Genomic DNA, 22,089 nt, shown 5'->3' with positions numbered 1-22,089 from the left:
TCATACCAATGCTTTCATCCTTACCTTTTATATTGATTCGGTTTATGCGGTTCGTTTGGAGTATGTGGTTTATTATTATCATGACCATTTCCTTTTTTCCAGCTCACCGATAACTCAGGACTTGTTTTTTCCTCACTACGCTCAAGTAATACGACTGCATTTTGAATTGTCGGTGTACCTTTATGCGCAATGCCTTGTAGTTTCGTTAAATTTCCTATTACTTTAAAGCTGAATCCACCAGCTGGTGTTTGTTTTGGAATTAAAATGCGGAACTTTTCTCCTACATTAAATTCCGTTTTTGCTTCGCCCTTTTCATTTACAAATCTGGCTCCCGCTGGTGCACCTGTTGCTTGCACTTTATACGTTCCACTTTTGGCATTTGTTTCTACTGTATATAAGCCTGTTTCAAAGAAATCATTTTTCAATACTGCTTCTTGTTCTTCTGTAGGAGTTACACTCATCGTAATTTCTTGTAATTCTTCACTAGCATTTGCCTTGGCAACGATATCTTTCGTTACCTTTTCTACATTTTTATTACGGAAGTCTAAATCATTAATATCGATTTGTTTTAATGCATTCCACACTGCAAGCTGCGTTGCATAATGTGCTTCTCTCCAATCTGAAACACCTAATTCTTGCGGGCTCTTTTGTGGATATCCATTCAATAGTACACGGTACACATTAATATCCACTTTCCCCATTTCCGGTAAATCTTGACCGCTTGGAGATTTCAAATCTACATTTAAGCAAAAAGCAATTTTGCCATCTGCCGTTTTAATAAGCTCTGTGCGGATTGGTTTCTTCTTGGACTTACTATAGCTCCAATCCATTTGATACTTTGTATGGTCCATAACTTCTGCGAATGCTTTTTGAAGTGGGAATAACACAAATAAAACACTTAAAAACATAGCTAAAATTTTGAACGATTGCTTTATATTCATGTTTACAGCCCCTTAATAACAAACTTAATACTAAGTAGTATTTATTTAGAAACTATTTTTATGCACAAAAAAAGAGTGCTTTTACACACTCTTTTTTCTCACCTTCATCTTAGAAATCAAAGTTATCAGGATCTGGACCAACACGGTGATTTTGGTTTAACGCATCGATTTTTTCCATGTCCTCTTTCGTTAATTCAAAGTTAAACACATCAGCGTTTGCAATAATACGGTATTCTTTCGTTGATTTTGGAATTGTAATTACTCCATTTTGAAGATCCCAACGTAAAATCACTTGAGCTGTCGTTTTACCGTGTTTCTCTGCAATTGCTTGTAATGTTTCATTATCTAATAATTGACCTTGCATTAATGGTGACCATGCTTCCATTTGAATACCTTGTTCTTTACAGAAAGCTTGTAATTCTTTTTGTGTTAAACGAGGGTGGTATTCTACTTGGTTAATCATTGGTTTAATTTCTGCATCTTTCATTACATCTTGTAAGTGATGGATTTGGAAGTTACTTACGCCAATTGCACGTACGCGCTCTTCTTTATAAAGTGTTTCTAACGCTCTCCACGTATCTTTATATTTCCCTTCTACAGGCCAATGAACAAGATATAAATCTAAATAATCTAGCTCTAATTTTTTTAAGCTTTCTTCATATGCAGCAAGTGTCGTTTCATATCCTTGATCCGAATTCCACACTTTTGAAGTAATGAATAAATCTTCACGAGAAATGCCTGCTTCTTTTATACCTGCACGAATTCCTTCACCTACAGCTTTTTCATTTCCGTAAATTGCAGCTGTATCGATGCTGCGGTATCCTGCTTTAATCGCTGATTTTACAGCTTCTACAAGTTCTGGCCCATCTTCTACTTTAAATACGCCTAAACCGAACCAAGGCATTTCTACACCGTTATGCAATGTTGTTGTACTTTGTAAATTTTTCATTATATTTTCTCTCCTTCTATTTCACTTGATCTCTTTTTTCTAAAGTCATACTCCACGCCGTTAAAATAACAGCACCTACTACCATCACACCGCCTACCCAAGCTGTATGAATTAATCCTAACGAGTTCGTTACAATACCACCTAAATAAGCACCGAGAGCGATTCCAGCGTTAAATGCCGCAATGTTAATCGCGGATGCCACATCAACAGCGCTAGGTACAAATCGTTCAGCCAATATAACGACATACACTTGTAGTCCTGGAACATTCATAAATGCGAATAGTCCCATAAAAATAATTGTGATGAATCCAGCGACTTGAAACGGCGCTGTAAATGTTAAAACAAATAATACAATTGCTTGAATAAAGAACATGTAAAATAACGCTCGAATCGGATTATGATTTGATAATTTCCCGCCAACCATATTCCCAATCGCAATTGCAATTCCGTACACTAACAAAATAATTGTAACGGTACTTGCTTTAAATCCTGTCACTTCTTGTAATAGCGGCGATAAATACGTAAATGTTACGAATGTTCCCCCGTACCCTAATGCAGTAATGATAAATACAAGTAATAGTCTTCCATTCGTAATCAGGTTAAACTGATCGCGAAATGATACAGACGTACCTTTTTTTAAATTAGAAGGAATGAGCATACTGTTAGCGATTAAGGCAACGATTCCAATTGCCACAATTACCATAAACGATGCTCTCCATCCAAATTGCTGACCGATAAATGTTCCAATTGGCACACCTGTAATGGTCGCAACCGTTAAACCAGTAAACATAAATGCAATTGCACTTGCACGTTTATTCTCAGGTACAAGCGCAGCCGCAATTGTCGATCCTATCGACATAAAAACGCCGTGTGCAAACGCAGATACAACCCTTGCGATAAGTAACACAGTAAAGCTTGTTGCCACTGCCGCAATTCCATTACCAATAATGAAAATAATCATAATCCACATTAATAATGTCTTTCGCGACATACTAGCTGTTACTGACGTTAATACCGGGGCACCGAACGCTACTCCTAACGCATATAAAGAAACGGTTAAACCCGCTGTTGTAACAGAAACATGTAAATCCTCTGAAATAGATGGTAATAAACCGACACTAATAAATTCGGTTGTACCAATTCCAAACGCACTAATGGCTAGTGCTAATAAAGCAAACATACTTCTTCGATTCGTCTGCATAGCCGAAGAAGATACTGTATATGAATTCAATTGAACCCCTCCTTAATACGAGAAATCCAATCATAATAGTGTGAAAAAAGGCCTTTTTTCTTCTACAAAAATAACTTTATTGCTCATATATGCTATTATGAATGGCTTCGCTCTTTTTTTGAAGAACGCACTTAAAAGTACGATAGGTACCAAAAAGTAACATAGGCACTTTTTAGTACCGTACTACTCATTTCCCTCTTACGTATGCTATTATGGAACATATTCAACATGATAAAAAGTACGTACTTTAAAGTGCTATAGGTACTTTTTAGTAACATTTAAATGATTTAGCTTCTTTTGTTGGAGAAATGCAATCTAGATTCATCAAAGGAGATTTTTATATGAAGAAATATAACATTCCCGTTGAAGCGACTTTAGAAGTTATCGGCGGAAAATGGAAAGTCGTTATTCTTTGCCACTTAACGAAAGGTACAAAGAGAACGAGTGAATTAAAACGTCTCATGCCTGGTATTACACAAAAAATGTTAACGCAGCAATTACGCGAACTAGAAGACGACGGCGTTATTCAAAGAAAGGTATACAATCAAGTACCACCGAAAGTAGAATATTCCCTTACAGACTACGGTTGGTCTTTAGAATCCATTCTTGATTCCCTTTGTACTTGGGGCGAATGCCATCTTGAAAAAGAAGGTAAGACATCGATGCTAATTGCAGAAAGTGAATAAAAGGAAAAAGGAAAAAACGAACGTGAATTTGTTCGTTTTTTCCTTTTTTTGTTTATATATATGTACATTTCTAACTGGAACAAAATATTTTATACGCTTCCATACCTTGTCAGTACTACGTTATACGCTCAATATCAAATAATTAGGAATCATTTTTATGTTAACATAGGTGTATATAGTATATAATATAGGATATATATTATATACACTTTCCGGTAACGGAGCTTTTCCATTATGCGGACAAGCCATATATCGGACAGTTCATAAATAATAAGTAAGACGTTATGGTTTTAGATTTATGTTTACAGCTTACTTGCTGTCATAAATTTAAAGGCATTTTATTGTGTTTTGTGAAACTTTGTATAAAGTTTCGTAACCGTTTACTATCTTACTTATCAAAAATAAGAGTATTGCTATCGTAAAGGAGAATTGGAGATGCCAGAAACTATGACTCAAACAAAGCCAGAACAAGAAACTGTACAAATTTCTGCTAGCCAAGGACAACTTGATGTACTTGATCAGTTGTTAAAACCTGAGGTACAAGAATCATTAACAACACTAGTAGAACAGCTTCCAAAATTAACTGAGCTTGTTAACATTTTAACTAAGTCTTATGACTTCGCTCAAACTGTTGCTACTGATGAAGTATTAAAAAGCGACACTGTTGGTGCAATCACAGAGCTTGTAGAACCTGTAAAAGATACAGTAAAAAGCATGGCTGCTACTGCAATCGAAGCGAAAGATCGTGCTGACGAAAGCAACGAAGTTATCGGCCTGTTCGGTCTATTGAAATTATTAAAAGACCCACAAGCACAAAAAATGTTCCGATTTGTGAACGCATATCTTCAAATTAGTGCAGAACGTAACAATAAATAAGTTAACTTATAACAACAATTAGTAAAGACGGGGGATATCATACTATGTCAAAACAAATTGTCATCTTAGGCGCTGGTTATGGCGGTCTTCTTGCCGCTTTAAACGTACGTAAATATTACAGCAAATCAGAAGCACAAGTTACAGTGATTAACCAATATCCAACACACCAAATCATCACTGAACTACACCGCCTTGCAGCTGGTAACGTGTCTGAGCAAGCAGTTGCAATGCCACTTACAAAGCTTTTCAAAGGTAAAGATATCGATCTTAAAATCGCAACAGTTGAGTCATTCTCAGTTGATAGCAAAGAAATCAAATTAGCTGGCGGCACTACTTTATCTTACGATGCACTTGTAGTTGCTTTAGGAAGTAAAACTGCTTACTTCGGTATTCCAGGACTAGAAGAAAACAGCATGGTATTAAAATCTGCTGCTGATGCAAACAAAATCTACAAACACGTTGAAGACCGTATTCGTGAATACGCGAAAACGAAAAACGAAGCTGATGCTACAATCGTAATCGGTGGTGGCGGATTAACTGGCGTTGAGCTAGTTGGTGAGCTTGCTGACATTATGCCTAAACTTGCAAAAAGCCACGGCGTAAATCCAAAAGAAGTTAAACTTCTTCTTGTTGAAGCAGGTCCAAAAATCCTTCCAGTATTACCAGACCACTTAATCGAACGTGCAACTACTAGCCTAGAAGCACGCGGCGTTACATTCTTAACTGGTCTTCCTGTAACAAACGTTGCTGGCAATGAAATCGACTTAAAAGACGGTCAAAAACTTGTTGCTAACACATTCGTTTGGACAGGTGGCGTTCAAGGTAACCCACTAATCGGTGAATCAGGTCTTGAAGTAAACCGTGGTCGTGCAACAGTTGATGCATACCTACAATCTACTTCTCACAAAAACGTATTCGTTGCTGGAGACAGCGCTGTTGTCTTCGCTCCAGACGGACGTCCATACCCACCAACTGCACAAATCGCTTGGCAAATGGGTGAGTTAATTGGATACAACTTATACGCAGCACTAGAAGGCAAAGCATTCGAAGAGTTCGCACCTGTAAACTCTGGAACACTTGCTAGTCTAGGACGTAAAGATGCTGTTGCTACAATCGGAGCAAGCAATACTCCACTTAAAGGCTTACCAGCATCATTAATGAAAGAAGCAAGTAACGTTCGTTACTTATCACACATTAAAGGTCTATTCAGCTTAGCTTACTAATCTGAATATAAGCCCGAATCATGCCCTGCATGGTTCGGGCTATTTTTATCCGTAATTTTCTCTAACTTATTTATTCGTCAAAAAAATGATATACCCTTTAAATTTATCTAAATATACTGACTTTTTCGCAATAAAAGCTATCCCGTTTTGGAACAGCTTTTATTGTCACCTTTTGTCGGTAAATCGATATATCGAGAAAATCGCCGATATAATTCGAGTTACGGTCGATATATTCGAAAAATCGCCGATATAATTTTTCCGTCTTGTTTACTATCCTAACTTCACAAGGCTGTAGTTCTTCTTCCCTTTACGAATAATAATAAATCGTCCATCAAATGAATTTTCTACCGTAACATCCGTACCTACATCCGTTACTTTTTCGCCATTCATAGAAATAGCTCCATTATTAATATCTTCGCGTGCTTGTCGTCTAGATGGTTCGATTCCTAAATCAACGAGCCATTCTACGATATTTTTCGTCTCTTTTGAAGACTGAAATGTTGGCATTTCTTTAAAGCCTTGTTCAATTTCATCGGCTGTTAACGATTTAATATCTCCGCTAAATAACGCTTCTGTAATTTTCACAGCTTGTAGCAACGCTTCTTCTCCATGAACAAATTTCGTCATTTCTTCCGCTAATACTTTTTGCGCTTCACGTTTATGAGGCTCTGTTTCTACCTTCACTGCCAACTCATCGATGCGCTCTTTCGTTAAGAACGTAAAGTATTTCAAGTATTTAACGACATCACGGTCATCTGTATTCACCCAGAACTGGTAAAATTCAAACGGTGTTGTTTTTTCAGGATCAAGCCAAACTGCACCACCTGCTGATTTACCAAACTTCGTACCATCTGATTTCAATAATAGTGGAATCGTCAATCCGAATACCTTCGCTTCGTGCCCTTCTAACTTACGAATTAAATCTAAACCACTCGTAATATTTCCCCATTGGTCACTACCGCCAATTTGTAGTTGAACATCTTCTTTCGTGTATAAATGATGGAAGTCCATCGCTTGTAAGATTTGGTACGTAAATTCTGTGAAAGAAATTCCTGTATCTAAACGACTTGCTACGATATCTTTTGCTAACATACTATTAATGCTAAAGTTTTTCCCGTAATCACGTAAAAACTCAATAATATTTATTTCATGTGTCCAATCGTAGTTATTTACCATCTTTACTTCACTATTTCCGCCAAAATCAAATAGCTTTTTCATTTGCGCTGTTAACGCATCCACATTATGTTGAACTACTTCTAACGTTTGAAGTTGGCGTTCTGATTGACGTCCACTCGGATCACCAATGGTTCCTGTTGCTCCGCCAATTAAAATAACCGGATGATGGCCAGCTAACTGAAATCTTTTCATCATCATAAACGGAATCAAATGTCCGATATGCATACTATCACCAGTCGGATCAACTCCGCAGTATAGCGAAATCTTTTTCTCTTCTACTAGCTTACGTAAACCTTCTTCGTCAGTCTGTTGATTAATGGCGCCGCGCCATTCTAATTCATCAATAATGTTCATCTTTTGTCATCCCCTTTATTTTTTAAAAACAAAAAATCCCTATGTCTATGACATAGGGACGATGATTCACCGTGTTACCACCCAGTTTGTATAAATAGCATAGCTACTCATACCACTCTCAGCAATAATATCGATTGCCAATCCGCTTAGCATTACCTAAGATACTCCAGAGTGTAATTCACAAGTTTGTTTGTGCTAGGTTCCAGCATCCCCTAGCTCTCTCGTTAACAGTGACAAACTGCTACTGGGCTCTTTCAACGTATGTTATTTGTTAAATTATTAGCCATTATATTGAATTGCAAACAAATTGTCAACAATACCCAAATGTTATTTTAAAATAATTCGCAGTTTCATACGTATATGTTATTCTTTATCTTCTCCAATAATCCTTACTTCACGCTCTAACTTCACGCCAAATTTCTCTTCAACTGTTTTTTGTACGAAGTGAATTAAATCGATATAATCTTGTGCTGTTCCGTTATCAACATTCACCATAAATCCAGCGTGTTTTAGAGAAACTTCCACTCCACCAATTCGCTTACCTTGTAGTCCTGATTCTTGAATCAATTTACCAGCAAAGTTATTAGGTGGGCGTTTAAATACACTACCACATGAAGGATATTCTAGAGGCTGTTTTGACTCACGTTTAAACGTTAAATCATCCATTTTTGCTTTAATTTCTTCATATACACCTTCTTCAAGTTCAAATCTCGCTTCAAGAATAATGTAATGATTGTTCGCAAATACACTCTTACGATATCCAAATTCAAATGCTTCTTTCGTCAAAGTACGTAGCTCTCCATCACCTGTCATTACGACAGCTTCTGTTAATACATACGAAATTTCACCGCCGTATGCACCCGCATTCATATATAATGCTCCGCCGACTGAACCTGGAATACCACAAGCAAACTCAAGCCCCGTTAAGTTATGTTCTAGTGCAATACGTGATACGTCAATAATTGCTGCACCGCACTGTGCTACAATCGTCGTTCCTGTTACAGTAACACCTGTAATATGAATTAAACTTACTGTAATCCCGCGAATTCCACCATCTTTAATAATAACATTCGATCCATTTCCTAAAAACGTAACTGGAATATTATATTTGTTCGCATATTTAATAACTTCTTGAATTTCGTCATAATTTGTCGGTGCAACAAAAACATCTGCTTTTCCGCCAACTTTAATATGCGTATGATTCTTTAACATTTCATCTTGTTTCACATGACCTTCAGGCAATACCGTACTTAAATATTCATAAACCTCTTGCATATTCATTTTACGATTCCTCTATTTCTATATTCTTTTTATCCCGTTATACGGGCCCATAATATCCCCACATACATGAAATGAACCTAAAGTGGTGGATACAGTGTACCCAAAATCAATTCGAGACACCTATTAACCTCTTAATTTATAAGAGGTGCCACTCATATTAAAATATATATTGCATAATAAAGCAACCCAAATGAGCTACTAAACTTGACATGTCATCAGAAAGACAACAATTTGTAAAATATATTACTTTTTCAAAACACTACCCTTCAGTATCTTACTATACCACACGAAAATAAAGTGGTATTTTTTTGTAATTTTTACTTTATTTTCATCAATAAAAAAGATGCTTTTACCTATGTAAAAACATCCTTTTCATTACTTATTTTAAATTACTTTTCGTTCTCTTCTTTTTCTTTATCAAACCATAACAGTTCATCGTTATCCACTTCACCATTATAATTGATTAAGATTTCTTCTCCTGCTTTTATATCTTTATAAGCATAGAAGTTAAATGTATGATTCTCAAAGACAATATCATACGTCGCATTCGGTGTATATGAATGATTGAATAACATGCCGTATCCTAAAAGGATTGCCGTATGATTAATCCCATACTCAAATGCGTAATCAGCAAGTAATGTTTTCTCAATGTGTTCATGCTGTTCATTCGGATAAGAGATAACTGGCGCTGCGTGTATCAACTCACCTTTTTTAATATCACGAGTTGCAAATACACCTCTATTAAATTCTCCATCACTAAGTTCAGAAGTCTTAACTTCGATCATATACGTCACCTATTTAATTCTTTCTTTGAAGTATTTTAATTCCGCTATTAGCTGAATTTCATCTTCTTAAGCTTGGCAGAAAACGAGCAGAAAAGCAATTAAAATCCGAGCAAGTCTTCGTTTAAATGAAAAAAGGGCACAAACGTTGCGCCCTTTTTAAGTGATATTACTTTTCTAAAATATCTTCTAACAATTTCACTTGCTCGCTAACAGTATGTAATGTCTTCACAGATGTATCATTTCGATGTTTTTCTTCTTCCACACTTGCTAACACTTCTTCTGTAGCCGCAGAAGTTTGCTGGATTACATTGGAAGCATGTGTAACATCCTTTACGATATTCGTCGTTTTAACTTGGAAACTTTCTTGATGACCAACGATTTCTCTCATTACATCATTAATTTCATCAATAAATTTCCCTAAATCCGTTACATTTGTTAAAACACTTACTAGCATTTCATTACATTCTTCTTGTACTCTTTCTGATTTCTCTACTTGCACTTCTACCTTACTTGCTTGATTACTAAAATCCTTCAAAATCCCTTGAATTCTTCCCGCAGAACGATTCGATTCCTCAGCAAGCTTTAATACTTCATTCGCTACAATAGCAAATCCTTTTCCATGCTCACCCGCTCTTGCAGCTTCAATATTTGCATTTAAAGCTAGCAAACTCGTCTGACTTGAAATATTCGTTATTACATCTACAATTTCATTAATTTGTTTCGATTGCATCATTAAATCTCTAAATATAATTCCTGATTGTGAAACAACATCATTTAAACTTCTCATATTGGCTTCAAAATTTCGTAAAGTATGTACACTACCTTTTGAAATTTCTAAGCTTTCATCAACACGAATCGATGCATTTCTTACTTGTGAAATGATTTGTTCAATATTTCCCTCCATATCGTTCAATACTTCTACCGAACGATGCATCATCTCTGATTGTGATTGCGTGCCAACTGCTACCTCTTCAAAAGCAAAATTGATTTCACTCATTGACTCCATCGATGTATTCATATTTTGTCTTAAATAATTGAAATTACGATCTAGTTTCACAACCGTTTCCTCAATAAGCCTTTGCGTTTCTTCTAACTCCTGAGCTTTTCTCATTACTTCTTGCTTCTCATCACTTAAACGAGCCAGTAAGTTAGAACCAATTTTCGTGACGCCCCACATAGCGATTGTCACGATCGCTAACAAGCTTGCGAAGTTTGCAGCTTCAGATGCTGCTGTATAAGCAAAAAATTGCTCGGACCAATAACTACAAAGAATAAATGTGATTACAACTGCCACTCCGCCGAGAATTACAACGAGACGTTCACTTAAATAAATAAGTGAAACGGCTAGTGTAAAATAGACCATTTGAAATACAGCTGGGCTTTCATTAAAAGCTTGTACCATAATGAAAGACATCGTAAGTAACATAAACGTCATGATATATTTATACATCGCTTCCATGCTTTCTATAAAAGTAAGAAGCGTTCCAAATACAACGACAGAAATACCACAAACCCAAAACGCGATTGCTCTCTCTGTAAAAATATATCCGTAATACCCAATCGCGATGATTCCAAGGAAGAAACTACAAATTGTAATAAACAGCAATAAATGATTTTTCTGTGATTCTTTCTCAAGGTTAGAAAAACAAGTTTTCTTTAACCATTCCATATATAGTCCCACCTTCTGCACTTAATTACTTCAGCTTAAATACCGCACTCACTGGGTTATGATCACTATTTTCAAACTTTAAATCTTTTCCTTGCACATTTACAATCTCAACATTCGGTGAAACGATAAAGCCATCAATAATCGTGACGAAGTTTTCACCTTCTACATACTTCTTCACATCGTCTCTCACCGTCATAACAGATGAGTCTACAGCCCACTTAAAGCCACCATCAGTAAAGTCCTTCGGTAACTCTACCAACCATTCAGGACGCTCTTTCACAAACTTCGGATCACTTAATTGAACGTTAGAAAGTAATTGATTCCAATCTCCGCCCATTATTACGTAATCACCATTTTTATAATGCTTGTTCATATATTCTTTTAAAAACTCTACTTGCTGTTTTCTAATTTTCCCGCCTTCATCATACGCAGACAAATGTAAATTTACGAGTCTAACAAACTTCCCATTACTAACAGGAATTTTATGCTCAACAATCGCTCGATCTAAATCAAACAAACGCTTCGGCCAAGGCTCCATTCCAGGAAGTTGGAACCTCTCCGCTGTTTGAACTTTATATTTAGAAAATGTACTTAATCCAGCCTCCGCATATCCCATTGGACTTGTAATTGGGACAGGGACCCATTTTGTATCATAGTTCTTTCCGAACGATGAAGCATAATCAGGTAATCCATTTTTCAAAAATTCATGCCCATTTACATCAAAAGATCGCATTGATTTTATATCGACTTCTTGTAATAACGCAAAATCACTATTCTCATTTTGTAAAAACGAAAGCATATTCTTTAAGTTAACTTCCGTTTGCTCTTTACTACTTGAACCAGACCCCTTTCCTCCATCCATAAAGAAGTCTTGGTCCTTATCTAATCCGGCATATCCAATATTAAATGTTGTAACTTTAAATTCATTTCCTGTCGCTAATACGCGCTCTTTATTATTTTCCACCTTCAAACTTACAACATCAGCAGGCTGTTCTTTAGTAAGTGTCATATACCCTAAAAAACCACCTACAACTCCTACCCCTACTAAAATACATATAAGTACTATTTTTAATAACTTCTTCAAATAAACGCCCCTTTTCTAAAACACATAACTTAATTATCTTTATTTTCAGTTAACTAAAACTGAATGACAGACATAACAAATATTTTATCATATCAAAAACCTTATATCACTATATTTAGTTTATAAACAATAACTCTTGCTCTTACATTATCAAAAATACAAAATCCCCTAACTCCTTCACTGGAAATCAAGCGCAATGTTTAGTACACTATATGTAATAATTATAGGCGATGGAGTTCGCCATAAACGCTGCTTAGCTAATGACTCCTACCAGTATCACTACTGGTAGGAGTCTATTTTTTTGAGCAAGCTATTTAAAGAGGTGAGAAAATTGATTTATATTATCGTTGGCATTGCTGGCATATTAGGGGCCCTTTCTCGTTATTATTTAGGTCTTACGATTCATGAATTTTGGCATCATACATTTCCACTAGCTACATTACTCATTAACTTAGTTGGCTGCTTCTTATTAGCATGGCTGACTACGTATATCGCTCAGCGAAACATCTTGCCTGCAGAAATTATCACAGGCATCGGGACTGGATTCATCGGTTCCTTTACGACATTTTCAACATTTAGTGTAGAGACTATTCAATTGATCAATCATTCTGAATGGAGCATAGCCTTCTTATATGTATCATGCAGCATACTTGGTGGTCTCATTATGTCTGGTCTTGGCTATACATTAGGCGATTTCTTAATTAAGAAACATCTTACGGAAGGTGATCATTTATGATGGAAGCTTTATTAGTAGCAACAGGAGGATTTTTCGGTGCGATTACACGATTTGCAATTAGCAATTGGTTTAAAAAAAGAACTAAAACTTCCTTTCCAATCGCTACATTTCTCATTAATATAACAGGAGCGTTTTTACTCGGATATATAATTGGCAACGGAGTCACTACAGGTTGGCAATTATTGTTAGGCACTGGATTTATGGGGGCCTTCACGACGTTTTCAACATTTAAGCTAGAGTCCATTCAGCTCTTCAATCGTAAAAACCTTAGCATACTATTTCTATATTTAAGTGCTACTTATATCATTGGTATCCTCTTTGCATTCCTTGGAATGCAGCTAGGCGGAATATAAAAAAAGCGACTCTTATCAGTCGCTTTCTTTTTATAAGAAGTAAGTCCCGCCATATGGAATGGAAAGTAACCCCGCTGGATGCACATCATAATGCACACTTTGCATTGGAAGTTGTGAGTATGGCATATACTGTCCTTGCATCATTTGTGCCAAATATGCTTGTTGCTGCATTTGAATCACTTGATTCACAGCATGAATGGTTCCCTGTGCCCCAGCCAAAGTAATAGCTGCTCCTACTTGTCTTCCATTATAAAAATGATGGTTCATCATGATTCATCTCACTTATTCTTTTTCTTCCATATGGTATGTTTCTATCTCATAGTGAGTGTTTTGTCCCTATCTATTGCCCTTTTTCAGCTTTGAAGTAATAAATCCAAATAATAATACACCAATACCACTAAAGAACAATACATAACTTATTGGTACTAGGAAAAAGAAAGGTTCTTCAAGGAATCCATTCGCTCCTACTTTACTGTTTGAAGCATGTATAGCTAAAGTAATAATCGCTAAAATCATGAAAGAAATAGCTACTACATATTTGTTTTTCATCTTGTACTCTCCTTTAATTTTCATTGATCTTATTACCATCATAATAAGCCCGGAGGTATCACAAGTCAATAATTATTTATTGTTTTTCGATAAATGATTTCTGTTTATATTACAAAAAAGCTATAGACACAATATTATCTATAGCTTTTTCAATCGGTTATTTCGTTCCAAAGTATGCCTTTTGGAACATACACATCCTTATTGCATTATGATAGTTACCATCCACGAAAAACTCATCTAACAGTTCACCTTCCACCATAAATCCAACCTTTTTATAAACATGTACAGCTTTTTCATTCTCTTTATCAACAACTAAATAGAGTTTATGCATATTTAATACAGAAAAAGCGTAATCCATCGCTAAACGCGTCGCTTCCGCTGCATAACCATATCCTTGATAGTTCGGATCAATAATAATTTGGAATTCCGTTCTACGGTGAATATAATCGATTTCCACTAACTCAACTAATCCAACCATTTCATTGTCCTTTTCAACGATAAATCGGCGTTCGCTTTGATCATGTATATGTTTATCGTATAAGTCTTGCAGCTCTACAAATGCCTCATACGGCTCTTCAAACCAATACGACATAATATGTGCATTATTATTCAATTCGTGTACAAACTTTAAATCTTCTCGCTCTAATGGACGCAATTTCAATTCCTGACTCATTTCTATAACCTCCAAATAAAAGAAACCTCTTCACTTAATTTCTCAATTTTTTTCAATTTCAAACGCCCTATTTACATTGTAAACTTTCAAGTAACTTGAAGGTCAAGATTTAATCAGCCCGATCCCCACCTAACTTCTTTGCTTTCGCTGCATTTTGAGGTGGGGGTCTTACTGCCCATTAAAGCGGGATAAAAAAGTAGTGCAAACCTTTGTCTGCACTACTACTCTTTTCTCAAATCCCTCATATTAGATATGTATAAAGCGATAACTAAAATAAGAATTGCTCCTGCGTATAATAACGTCTCCATCGGTTCCTCATGAGACACAATAATTAATCGAATTAACGCCGTGATTCCAATATAAATAAAATAACGTAACGGAAAATGGTAGTTCGACTTAAAATACTTAATAATCAATGCGATGAACTCGAAGTATAAGAAATAGACGATAATACTTTCAACCAATTTATACGACGTATATTCCTTTGTTGAAAATATGTATTGAATAAATGTGATAGTCTCGTTAATTAAAAAGATAGATAAGACAATGGATAATATAATTAACGCTATATTCAATATCCACTGTAAAACGCTAGCTATGTAATGATCGATATTAAACTTCATTTCACACTCTCCTTCACGTAAATACTTATTTATTATAGCAAAATTATAATTGGAGGTGGGTTAAATCATATTTTCGCCCTTTGTTGGTGCCGGTGTGTGGGATGTTCATTGTTTTGAGGAGTCTTTTAACCGCAGAACTAGATTGCATATTAAGAAAGTCCCTCAATTTGCTATTGGTAGTTATTGTTCCAAACAGAAGTGTGTAGTCTTGTAAAGCACGTAAATGAGCATTTTTAGACGTACTATTACAGTTTGAGCAACGCCAGCCCTGTTTTTCTTTTAACATTGCCATTGTAAAACATTCCTCACACTGCACGCCCTTTAGTAATTCCTCTTTTTTTAATTTATATTGTACAAAAATATTTTGTCGTTGCGGAATGTGCTCATTCATAATCTGATTTATAAGTCCATCTACATTACCAATTATATCTTCTTTATATTGATTTTCCATTTGTTTGATTCTATTAGGTAAATTTGCACCGTGGATAATTTTATTAGGAAGCATTTCATCTGAAGTTTTAATAATTGTACGAGGAGAACTAATTACAATGAGAGATTCAATCGGAATATTATATAAACCATGCAAACTCAGCCATTTTCTCAGCTGCACCTCTTGCCGTTTCACTTGTAAAAGCGGATCTGGAAAACCCTCTTCTGAAGCACCATCTACGATTCGAATGAGTTGATTAAACTTTGCATCAAAAATTAACGTACCAATGATATTTTTTATTTCAAGAAAAAGAAGAAAACATGAAGAAATTATGAGGGCATCAATTTGGAAATAATGTTTCTGATCAAACAATCTAATGTCATGTAAAATGCTATATTTTGTTTCAGATAGAAAACTAAGCGGATATTCAATTGCCTGCTCTCCTTTATAGCCAGCCATAAATTTCGCTAAATTTTCAGCCACCACGTTCCTTTTTGGATGATGAGCAGGCAATCTTCTAAGTAAAGCTTCTAATTGGAGCAAATGTACGGGCATTTTCCGTTCTTTCACAATCATCTTTATCCCCTCCAAAATATATCAGCGATTTTTCAAATATATCAGCGCAACTCCAATTATATCGGCGATTTTCGAAATATATCAGCGCAACTCAATTTATATCAGCGATTTTCATAATATATCGACTTACCGACAAAAAACGACACAACAAACACTCATAAACAGTATATCACCACATCTAAAATCGCACTGTAAGCATAATGTTACTCCTCCCTTTTGATTACGACATTTTAAAAACGAGAGAATCACATTCACCTTATGTAAAATAACTTTTTTATAAATGCAATCGCAAAAAAGCTGCTGCCTACAAAATATAGACAGCAGCTACAGTATACATTTTATAACTAATAAACAGCGATCGGCCCATAAGGACCATCAATAATCTCTATTTTTGTTTCAAAAATATCTGTCAAAAGTGTTGGGTCCATAACCTCTTCTACTGTTCCAAAAGCAGCAATTTGTCCATCTTTCATAGCACAAATTTTGTCAGAGTATTTTGCTGCAAAATTTATGTCATGCATAACAGTCAAAATTGTTCTTCCAAATTCATTAGCTGCACGTCTCAAATGCTCCATCATTTGAACAGAACGAGCAACATCAAGGTTGTTCAAAGGTTCGTCCAAAAGTACATATTCCGTCTCTTGGCACAATACCATCGCTACATATGCCCTTTGTCTTTGACCACCAGAAAGCTCATCTAAATATCTATTCTCTAAATTCGTTAAATCTAGGAAGTCGATATATTTAGAAATAATAACTTCATCCTCTTTAGTTAATCTTCCCTTTGAATAAGGAAAGCGTCCAAATCCAACTAATTGTCTAACAGTAAGCCTCGTTACAAAATGATTTTCTTGTCGCAATATAGTCAAAACTTTTGCTAAGTCTTTTGATTTGGATTCAGAAACATCCATATTTGCTACTTGGATTTGACCTTCATCCATATCTAAAAGTCTTCCTATCATCAAAAGTGTCGTAGACTTTCCAGCACCATTTGGTCCAATTAAAGAAGTAAAGCCCGCTTTTGGTATTTCAATATCCAAAGGTCCTATTTTTACCTTATCAGTATAGAACTTTTTAACATTATCGATTTTTATCATAAAGCCCTCTTCCTTAAAACTATAGTTAAGAATATAATTCCACCAAATAATTCAATAATAACTGAAACTACACCTTGAGCATTGAATACATGATACATTAAAAAGTATGCGCTCGTCATTATTAAAAATCCGATTGCAAAAGCCATTGGGAAAATATATCTATGATCATAAGTTGCCGCCGCCTGATAACTCAAAGTTGCTACTAAAAACCCATAGAAAGTAAGTGGCCCAATTAAAGCTGTTGAAATAGACATTAAAATAGCTACTAATACAAGCGTATAAATTACACTAGGTTGATATTTAACTCCAAAGGAAGTAGCAACATCCTTTCCTAGTGATAACACATTTAAATTCTTAGAATGAGCAAAAATTAATACTGCTACAATTATAATCATCGGAATGACAATAGGAAAATATGCAGGATCTGCATGATTAACAGAGCCAAATAATTTTGCTTGTAAAAGATCAAACTCTGAAGGCGCAAGTAACTTTCTCATGAAAGTTGACATAGAATTTAGTCCAGCACCAATAATAATCCCGACTAAAAGCATAAGTTGTAAATTCCCGTATTTACCAGAAAGTAGCCATCCATAAAGTATCAAACTCATGAGGACCATAACAAAAATTTGAAATAAAAATGGACCAATCCCAGTAAAATTGATCAATGCACTAGCACCAAAGAAGAATATTGTACTCGTGTGAATTGCTGAATAAAGTGATTCGAAACCTAAAAGCGAAGGCGTAATAATTTTATTATTCGTAATGGATTGGAAAGCAACTGTCGACAAGCTATGGCAAACAGCTGCAATAATCATTGCAACAATAGCTACAATCCTTCTCTTAACAACTGGGATAAAAGAAGGTGAATCTATCGGAACTGGATTGTTATACACTAACAGTCCATATGAAGAAAGGAGGCCTAAAGCAATCAATGTTATCAGTACAATCCAATAACGTCTTGCTTCCTTCTTAGAACGAAAAGCGCTAGCTGATCTACTTTCATTATGAAGGCTAGAATCGACTTCGACATTTTCTTTATTTCTATAATCTAATGTGATCATCGTGGCCTCCTTGGTTTTCTTTTTCTCAATAAAATAGTAATAAACACGACTGCTCCCACTGATGCAAGTATTAAAGAAACAGGTAATTCAAAAGGCTTTATAATTGTTCGAGAAATGATATCACAGGCAGTTATTGTACCCATTCCGATCAGACACACCCAAGGTAAATTACTTCTAAGATCATCACCTCTAAACATGGAAACAATATTTGGAACAATTAACCCTAAGAAAGGTAAATTTCCAATAACAGCTGCAACAATCCCAACGGCAAAAGAAATAAGAGCTGTTCCAAAAAGAACAATTCGGTTGTAATTAACGCCAAGGCTTGTTGCGACATCTTCTCCTAGTCCAGCTAAAGTCAATCTATTCGCATACATAAAAATAAGCAAAGTAACGATAACAATCAGCCATAAATATTCGTATCTTCCGACCTGAATGTTAGCAAATGAACCTACAAACCAAGTTTCAATACTTTGCGTCATTTGAAAAAGGAGTCCCAAAAAAGTAGACACTGCAGAAATAACTGCTCCAAGCATCAATCCAATAATCGGGACAATTAAAGACGAACGAAGCTTAACTCTTCTTAAAAATAGAAAGAAAATCATAGTTCCTATAAAAGAAAAAATGATTGCACCAGTCATTCTTTGAACTAAAGTCGGGGCAGGGAATAGTAAATACACAAAAAGCAGGCCTAAGCCTGACCATTCAATAGTTCCCGTTGTAGTAGGTTCAACAAAACGATTTTGTGTAATAAGTTGCATGACAAGCCCTGCCATCGCCATTGCAGCTCCAGTAAGCATTAATGCAACTGTTCTCGGAACACGAGTGATGAAAAACATCTCCATTCCATCCTCTTGTCCACGTATATCATAAACGCCAGTAAACAGTGATATAATCCCTAAAATTAGAACAACTATAATCGCTATTATAAAAGATTTTGTCCATAATTTATTGTGATTATAAAACTGGGGTTGAGAAATATTCTCAACCCTAGAAATTATATTTTTTGACACTGCTTCGTACCCCTTTACACTACTTAGCTAAAGTTTTTGCGATATTTCCAAATAACTCTATATAAGTCTGAATTGATTCATTTGTGTAAGTATCTGCTGGTGCATAAATAACTTGTTTTTTAGAAACAGCAGTTGTGTTTTGAAGAGCTGGTGATTTAGAAATAACATCCTGAGCAGGAGCTGACTTAGCTGCATCAGATGTTGCAGCATCACGATCTAATACGAACAGCCAATCAGGATTTGTTTGTGCAATAGCTTCAACAGAAACGTCGTCACCTTTATGACCTGCAGTAGAATTAGAAACTTCTAATGCTGGAGTCCAACCGAAAATTTCATACATTGGTCCCCAAACACGACCAGAATGTGGAGCAGCAAAACCAATATTACCACCAGTAACGATAACACTCATAACTTTATCTTTTCCGTTATAAGCAGATTTTGCATTTTCAATAGATTTATCAAAATCAGCTACTAATTTTTTAGCTTCTTTCTCTTTATCAAAGATTTTTCCTAAAGTAACTGTAGAATCTTTAAGTCCTTTTACTAAGTTTTCTCCAGGCTTAGTAGCCTTCTCAGAAACATCAACATTAAGATCAATAACTGCTGCATTTGGTACTAATTTTTTGATTTCTTCGTAATGGCTAGCAAATCTTTGACCAACGATTACAAGGTCAGGGTTTGCAGCTGCGATAATTTCAAGATTTGGTTCGCGGTGATTCCCGATATTTTGAACTTTTTCATCCTTTTTATATGCTGAATCAGCAGGCATGACATCCTTTGGAGCAGCCGCTAATTTAATTCCCCAATCAGCTAAAGTTTCAAACGTTCTATTATCTAAAGCAACTACATTCTTTGGATTTACAGGAACTGTAACTTTTCCATGCGCATCAGTGATTTCTACTGTTTTTGGCTTATCACTACCATTATCTTTAGTAGCCTTCGAAGTTTCTTTACCTGGATTTGAGCAAGCTACTAACATTAAAGTGAAAATTGCTAGAATACTTACTAATTTTAAAAGCATAGTTTTTTTCATACGTATACTCCTTATTATGTAATTTATTTCGAAAATGATGACTTCCAAAGATTGAATTAGATAATAACTGCTATTCACCTAAATCAATATTGATAATCATTTTCATTTGAATATCCTGTAAATAAGTATAGTCATTAATTATGTGAAAATCTTGTGAATGGTGTGAGTTAATAAAATTAAACATAACTTAGATATAATCTCAACTAATGCGCAACAAATTCATCCCCCACACGTACTAACCAGTAGATTAGCACCTTATAAACTGTGATTTCTACTGTAAAAAAAATGACCATTAATAGCTAATTTTTCATATTTCACATAAACTATTTTATCATTCAATCATTGAATAGCCTCTGCCATGTATCGTTTGAATATATCTGTCTTTCTTCTCACACTTTAACTTTTTTCTTACATATCCAATATATAAGTCTACTACATTTGGATTTACTACTACGTTATATCCCCAAACCTGATTCAAAAGCATTTCACGGCTCAATATTGTGTTTTTATTCTTGATTAAAAATACAAGTAAGTCGTACTCGCGTTTCGTAAGCGAGAGATTTTTACCGCCTTTTTTCACAATATTGCTAGATACATCAACAAGGAGATCTTTAAACTGAACAAAATTCGGCTCATTTTGCTGAGTATAATCACTTCGCCTTAAAATAGCTTGAACTCTTGCTACTAATTCTTCTTTCGCAAATGGTTTTCTTATATAATCATCCGCTCCTGCTTGTAACCCTGCTACGCAATCCTTGCTAGAAATATTGTCGGTCACAATAATGATCGGTGTCATTTTAACAAGTCGTATTTGCCTGCAAATTTCTGGTCCAGATATGCTTAATGAATCCCAATCTAATATGATAATATCCCAATCTTGTTCATATACTATATTTAAACCTTCGTTTTCATTGTGAAGTTTTAAAATGAAATGGCCTTCTTCCGTTAAACCGCTTACGATTTTCTTTGATAAAGACCTTTCATTTTTAATTACTAACACCTGCCTCACCGATGGTTCACCTCTACTTCAATATAACTTGGTTAGATAAAAAATTATCTCCAAAAATAATTTAAGATTTATAAGTATTAAACTCCTAAAAAAAGTCATTATAACAGCTTATTAGGAGAACTCTATATAATCTTACAATAGGTATAGATAGAAACACAAAACATATTAAGATTTGAATAAAATGATTTTATTAATAGAAACTCACCAATTGGGCTTTTACGATCAGCTATAGTATATATCTGCTTATCATCCATAACCATTTCTTTATTTTCTGTTTCAGGGGTACTGCCCATCGCTATCAAGCTAAGCCCATACAACGCTAATTATAGTAGAGGTTGTTTCTTTTTTTAAAAGCTACGTGTAGGAAATAGTTGTAATACGTTAGACACAGAAACAGACATAAAAAACGCCATCCTTTCCTTTGATTCTTACCGTAAACTAAATAGGTGATATCTGTAACGAGTGTTTTCCCTAGGGTGTTTTGTTTAAATTCCCTATTTAATCAATTCGGTACTATTTGATGTTCTTTTGTAGATTTTAGCATCCTTTATAAGGATTCGCTTTGCGAACCGGACAGACAATCTCGTATTTCTTCATAAAATTTGAATTTCTCTTTCTGTAAATAGCTTTTTTGTCACTTTCAACATTCTCCGATCCAAATTTTCCTTTTATTATACAAAA

23 protein-coding genes, 1 pseudogene, 1 riboswitch and 1 other annotated feature are annotated in these 22,089 nt (G+C 35.2%); of the genes and pseudogenes, 5 read left to right on the top strand and 19 right to left on the bottom strand.

Going from position 1 to position 22,089, the window contains the following annotated elements; genetic code table 11:
* Positions 1-20: 20 nt before the first annotated feature.
* The 3 genes from RTP99_RS13765 to RTP99_RS13755 form a co-directional block, all read right to left on the bottom strand.
* Entirely contained in the window at positions 21-941 is a 921-nt protein-coding gene (locus RTP99_RS13765) for a thioester domain-containing protein (protein WP_001022516.1), read from the bottom strand.
* Between the two features lie 109 nt (positions 942-1,050).
* Positions 1,051-1,890, bottom strand: a complete 840-nt coding sequence (locus RTP99_RS13760; protein WP_000793577.1) for an aldo/keto reductase — start codon at positions 1,888-1,890, stop codon at positions 1,051-1,053.
* 16 nt (positions 1,891-1,906) lie between these two features.
* Positions 1,907-3,091 (bottom strand): MFS transporter, encoded by a 1,185-nt coding sequence (locus RTP99_RS13755; RefSeq protein ID WP_011040823.1) that lies wholly within the window; start codon positions 3,089-3,091, stop codon positions 1,907-1,909.
* A gap of 371 nt (positions 3,092-3,462) precedes the next feature.
* Between RTP99_RS13755 and RTP99_RS13750 the strand changes: the two genes are divergently transcribed.
* The 3 genes from RTP99_RS13750 (at position 3,463) to RTP99_RS13740 (ending at position 5,906) form a co-directional block, all read left to right on the top strand.
* Entirely contained in the window at positions 3,463-3,807 is a 345-nt protein-coding gene (locus RTP99_RS13750; RefSeq protein ID WP_000760472.1) for a winged helix-turn-helix transcriptional regulator, read from the top strand.
* Between the two features lie 435 nt (positions 3,808-4,242).
* Positions 4,243-4,683 (top strand): DUF1641 domain-containing protein, encoded by a 441-nt coding sequence (locus tag RTP99_RS13745; RefSeq protein ID WP_001115309.1) that lies wholly within the window; start codon positions 4,243-4,245, stop codon positions 4,681-4,683.
* Between the two features lie 44 nt (positions 4,684-4,727).
* On the top strand, positions 4,728-5,906 hold the full coding sequence (locus tag RTP99_RS13740; protein WP_000043204.1) for an NAD(P)/FAD-dependent oxidoreductase: 1,179 nt from the start codon (positions 4,728-4,730) through the stop codon (positions 5,904-5,906).
* A gap of 270 nt (positions 5,907-6,176) precedes the next feature.
* Here the strand turns inward: RTP99_RS13740 and tyrS are convergent, their stop codons facing one another.
* The 5 genes from tyrS to RTP99_RS13715 all read right to left on the bottom strand — a co-directional run bounded on the left by tyrS (position 6,177) and on the right by RTP99_RS13715 (position 12,255).
* On the bottom strand, positions 6,177-7,436 hold the full coding sequence (gene tyrS / locus RTP99_RS13735) for a tyrosine--tRNA ligase (RefSeq protein WP_001021077.1): 1,260 nt from the start codon (positions 7,434-7,436) through the stop codon (positions 6,177-6,179).
* 51 nt (positions 7,437-7,487) lie between these two features.
* Positions 7,488-7,703 (bottom strand) — a binding site (T-box leader).
* 96 nt (positions 7,704-7,799) lie between these two features.
* The gene (gene murB / locus RTP99_RS13730; protein WP_001057092.1) at positions 7,800-8,717 is read right to left on the bottom strand and encodes a UDP-N-acetylmuramate dehydrogenase; all 918 of its coding nucleotides are present in this window, start codon (positions 8,715-8,717) and stop codon (positions 7,800-7,802) included.
* Positions 8,718-9,106: 389 nt separating this feature from the next.
* Positions 9,107-9,502: an SET domain-containing protein gene (locus tag RTP99_RS13725; RefSeq protein WP_000573649.1), complete on the bottom strand. Its 396-nt coding sequence runs from the start codon at positions 9,500-9,502 to the stop codon at positions 9,107-9,109.
* Between the two features lie 166 nt (positions 9,503-9,668).
* Positions 9,669-11,171: a DUF4077 domain-containing protein gene (locus RTP99_RS13720; protein WP_000455051.1), complete on the bottom strand. Its 1,503-nt coding sequence runs from the start codon at positions 11,169-11,171 to the stop codon at positions 9,669-9,671.
* Between the two features lie 25 nt (positions 11,172-11,196).
* Positions 11,197-12,255: an endonuclease/exonuclease/phosphatase family protein gene (locus RTP99_RS13715; RefSeq protein ID WP_000734866.1), complete on the bottom strand. Its 1,059-nt coding sequence runs from the start codon at positions 12,253-12,255 to the stop codon at positions 11,197-11,199.
* A 217-nt stretch (positions 12,256-12,472) separates the two neighbouring features.
* A riboswitch (Fluoride riboswitch) is annotated at positions 12,473-12,532 on the top strand.
* Positions 12,533-12,586: 54 nt separating this feature from the next.
* On the opposite strand from RTP99_RS13715, the gene crcB (RTP99_RS13710) reads away from it, so the two are divergent.
* Together crcB (RTP99_RS13710) and crcB (RTP99_RS13705) are read left to right on the top strand one after the other, a co-directional pair.
* Positions 12,587-12,991, top strand: coding sequence for a fluoride efflux transporter CrcB (gene crcB, locus RTP99_RS13710; RefSeq protein ID WP_000639328.1), 405 nt, complete (start codon positions 12,587-12,589; stop codon positions 12,989-12,991).
* The gene (gene crcB, locus RTP99_RS13705; protein WP_000969613.1) at positions 12,988-13,344 is read left to right on the top strand and encodes a fluoride efflux transporter CrcB; all 357 of its coding nucleotides are present in this window, start codon (positions 12,988-12,990) and stop codon (positions 13,342-13,344) included. Before crcB (RTP99_RS13710) ends, crcB (RTP99_RS13705) begins: the two co-directional genes overlap by 4 nt.
* A 30-nt stretch (positions 13,345-13,374) precedes the next feature.
* On the opposite strand, the gene RTP99_RS13700 is transcribed toward crcB (RTP99_RS13705), so the two are convergent.
* The 11 genes and pseudogenes from RTP99_RS13700 to RTP99_RS13650 form a co-directional block, all read right to left on the bottom strand.
* Positions 13,375-13,614: a DUF3947 family protein gene (locus RTP99_RS13700; RefSeq protein ID WP_000980933.1), complete on the bottom strand. Its 240-nt coding sequence runs from the start codon at positions 13,612-13,614 to the stop codon at positions 13,375-13,377.
* Positions 13,615-13,680: 66 nt separating this feature from the next.
* Complete coding sequence (locus tag RTP99_RS13695; protein WP_113712794.1) at positions 13,681-13,917, bottom strand: DUF3955 domain-containing protein; 237 nt, start codon at positions 13,915-13,917, stop codon at positions 13,681-13,683.
* A 133-nt stretch (positions 13,918-14,050) separates the two neighbouring features.
* Positions 14,051-14,566 (bottom strand): spermidine N1-acetyltransferase, encoded by a 516-nt coding sequence (gene speG, locus RTP99_RS13690; RefSeq protein WP_000076827.1) that lies wholly within the window; start codon positions 14,564-14,566, stop codon positions 14,051-14,053.
* A 221-nt stretch (positions 14,567-14,787) separates the two neighbouring features.
* The gene (psiE, locus tag RTP99_RS13685; RefSeq protein WP_000671177.1) at positions 14,788-15,189 is read right to left on the bottom strand and encodes a phosphate-starvation-inducible protein PsiE; all 402 of its coding nucleotides are present in this window, start codon (positions 15,187-15,189) and stop codon (positions 14,788-14,790) included.
* A gap of 43 nt (positions 15,190-15,232) precedes the next feature.
* A complete protein-coding gene (locus RTP99_RS13680) occupies positions 15,233-16,195 on the bottom strand; it encodes a nuclease-related domain-containing protein (protein ID WP_000635732.1) in 963 nt (320 codons plus the stop codon).
* A 344-nt stretch (positions 16,196-16,539) separates the two neighbouring features.
* Positions 16,540-17,292 carry an iron ABC transporter ATP-binding protein gene (locus tag RTP99_RS13675; protein WP_000590065.1) on the bottom strand — a complete coding sequence of 251 codons (753 nt, stop codon included), beginning with the start codon at positions 17,290-17,292 and terminating at the stop codon, positions 16,540-16,542.
* Positions 17,289-18,353, bottom strand: coding sequence for an iron chelate uptake ABC transporter family permease subunit (locus RTP99_RS13670; protein WP_000631131.1), 1,065 nt, complete (start codon positions 18,351-18,353; stop codon positions 17,289-17,291). Before RTP99_RS13670 ends, RTP99_RS13675 begins: the two co-directional genes overlap by 4 nt.
* Positions 18,350-19,366 (bottom strand): ABC transporter permease, encoded by a 1,017-nt coding sequence (locus tag RTP99_RS13665; RefSeq protein WP_000041834.1) that lies wholly within the window; start codon positions 19,364-19,366, stop codon positions 18,350-18,352. The genes RTP99_RS13670 and RTP99_RS13665 overlap by 4 nt, the downstream gene beginning before the upstream one ends.
* Positions 19,367-19,385: 19 nt before the next feature.
* Positions 19,386-20,399, bottom strand: coding sequence for a siderophore ABC transporter substrate-binding protein (locus RTP99_RS13660; RefSeq protein ID WP_000753460.1), 1,014 nt, complete (start codon positions 20,397-20,399; stop codon positions 19,386-19,388).
* 331 nt (positions 20,400-20,730) lie between these two features.
* Positions 20,731-21,408, bottom strand: a complete 678-nt coding sequence (locus RTP99_RS13655) for a response regulator transcription factor (protein ID WP_001250263.1) — start codon at positions 21,406-21,408, stop codon at positions 20,731-20,733.
* A 418-nt stretch (positions 21,409-21,826) separates the two neighbouring features.
* Positions 21,827-22,023: pseudogene (locus RTP99_RS13650) on the bottom strand (IS3 family transposase); the annotation flags it as partial.
* Positions 22,024-22,089 lie beyond the last annotated feature (66 nt).

The organism is Bacillus sp. (in: firmicutes), assembly GCF_031983925.1.
GTDB lineage: Bacteria > Bacillota > Bacilli > Bacillales > Bacillaceae_G > Bacillus_A > Bacillus_A pacificus.
Note: the sequence above shows the minus strand (reverse complement) of the source record. Positions and strands in the feature narration are given on the sequence as shown.

Excerpts from the sequence above, each read along its gene's own strand:
- RTP99_RS13765 (WP_001022516.1), bottom strand. The coding sequence starts at position 941 with ATGAATATAAAGCAATCGTTCAAAATTTTAGCTATGTTTTTAAGTGTT.
- RTP99_RS13760 (WP_000793577.1), bottom strand. The coding sequence starts at position 1,890 with ATGAAAAATTTACAAAGTACAACAACATTGCATAACGGTGTAGAAATG.
- RTP99_RS13755 (WP_011040823.1), bottom strand. The coding sequence starts at position 3,091 with ATGCAGACGAATCGAAGAAGTATGTTTGCTTTATTAGCACTAGCCATT.
- RTP99_RS13750 (WP_000760472.1), top strand. The coding sequence starts at position 3,463 with ATGAAGAAATATAACATTCCCGTTGAAGCGACTTTAGAAGTTATCGGC.
- RTP99_RS13745 (WP_001115309.1), top strand. The coding sequence starts at position 4,243 with ATGCCAGAAACTATGACTCAAACAAAGCCAGAACAAGAAACTGTACAA.
- RTP99_RS13740 (WP_000043204.1), top strand. The coding sequence starts at position 4,728 with ATGTCAAAACAAATTGTCATCTTAGGCGCTGGTTATGGCGGTCTTCTT.
- tyrS (WP_001021077.1), bottom strand. The coding sequence starts at position 7,436 with ATGAACATTATTGATGAATTAGAATGGCGCGGCGCCATTAATCAACAG.
- murB (WP_001057092.1), bottom strand. The coding sequence starts at position 8,717 with ATGAATATGCAAGAGGTTTATGAATATTTAAGTACGGTATTGCCTGAA.
- RTP99_RS13725 (WP_000573649.1), bottom strand. The coding sequence starts at position 9,502 with ATGATCGAAGTTAAGACTTCTGAACTTAGTGATGGAGAATTTAATAGA.
- RTP99_RS13720 (WP_000455051.1), bottom strand. The coding sequence starts at position 11,171 with ATGGAATGGTTAAAGAAAACTTGTTTTTCTAACCTTGAGAAAGAATCA.
- crcB (WP_000969613.1), top strand. The coding sequence starts at position 12,988 with ATGATGGAAGCTTTATTAGTAGCAACAGGAGGATTTTTCGGTGCGATT.
- RTP99_RS13700 (WP_000980933.1), bottom strand. The coding sequence starts at position 13,614 with ATGATGAACCATCATTTTTATAATGGAAGACAAGTAGGAGCAGCTATT.
- RTP99_RS13695 (WP_113712794.1), bottom strand. The coding sequence starts at position 13,917 with ATGAAAATTAAAGGAGAGTACAAGATGAAAAACAAATATGTAGTAGCT.
- speG (WP_000076827.1), bottom strand. The coding sequence starts at position 14,566 with ATGAGTCAGGAATTGAAATTGCGTCCATTAGAGCGAGAAGATTTAAAG.
- psiE (WP_000671177.1), bottom strand. The coding sequence starts at position 15,189 with ATGAAGTTTAATATCGATCATTACATAGCTAGCGTTTTACAGTGGATA.
- RTP99_RS13680 (WP_000635732.1), bottom strand. The coding sequence starts at position 16,195 with ATGATTGTGAAAGAACGGAAAATGCCCGTACATTTGCTCCAATTAGAA.
- RTP99_RS13675 (WP_000590065.1), bottom strand. The coding sequence starts at position 17,292 with ATGATAAAAATCGATAATGTTAAAAAGTTCTATACTGATAAGGTAAAA.
- RTP99_RS13670 (WP_000631131.1), bottom strand. The coding sequence starts at position 18,353 with ATGATCACATTAGATTATAGAAATAAAGAAAATGTCGAAGTCGATTCT.
- RTP99_RS13660 (WP_000753460.1), bottom strand. The coding sequence starts at position 20,399 with ATGAAAAAAACTATGCTTTTAAAATTAGTAAGTATTCTAGCAATTTTC.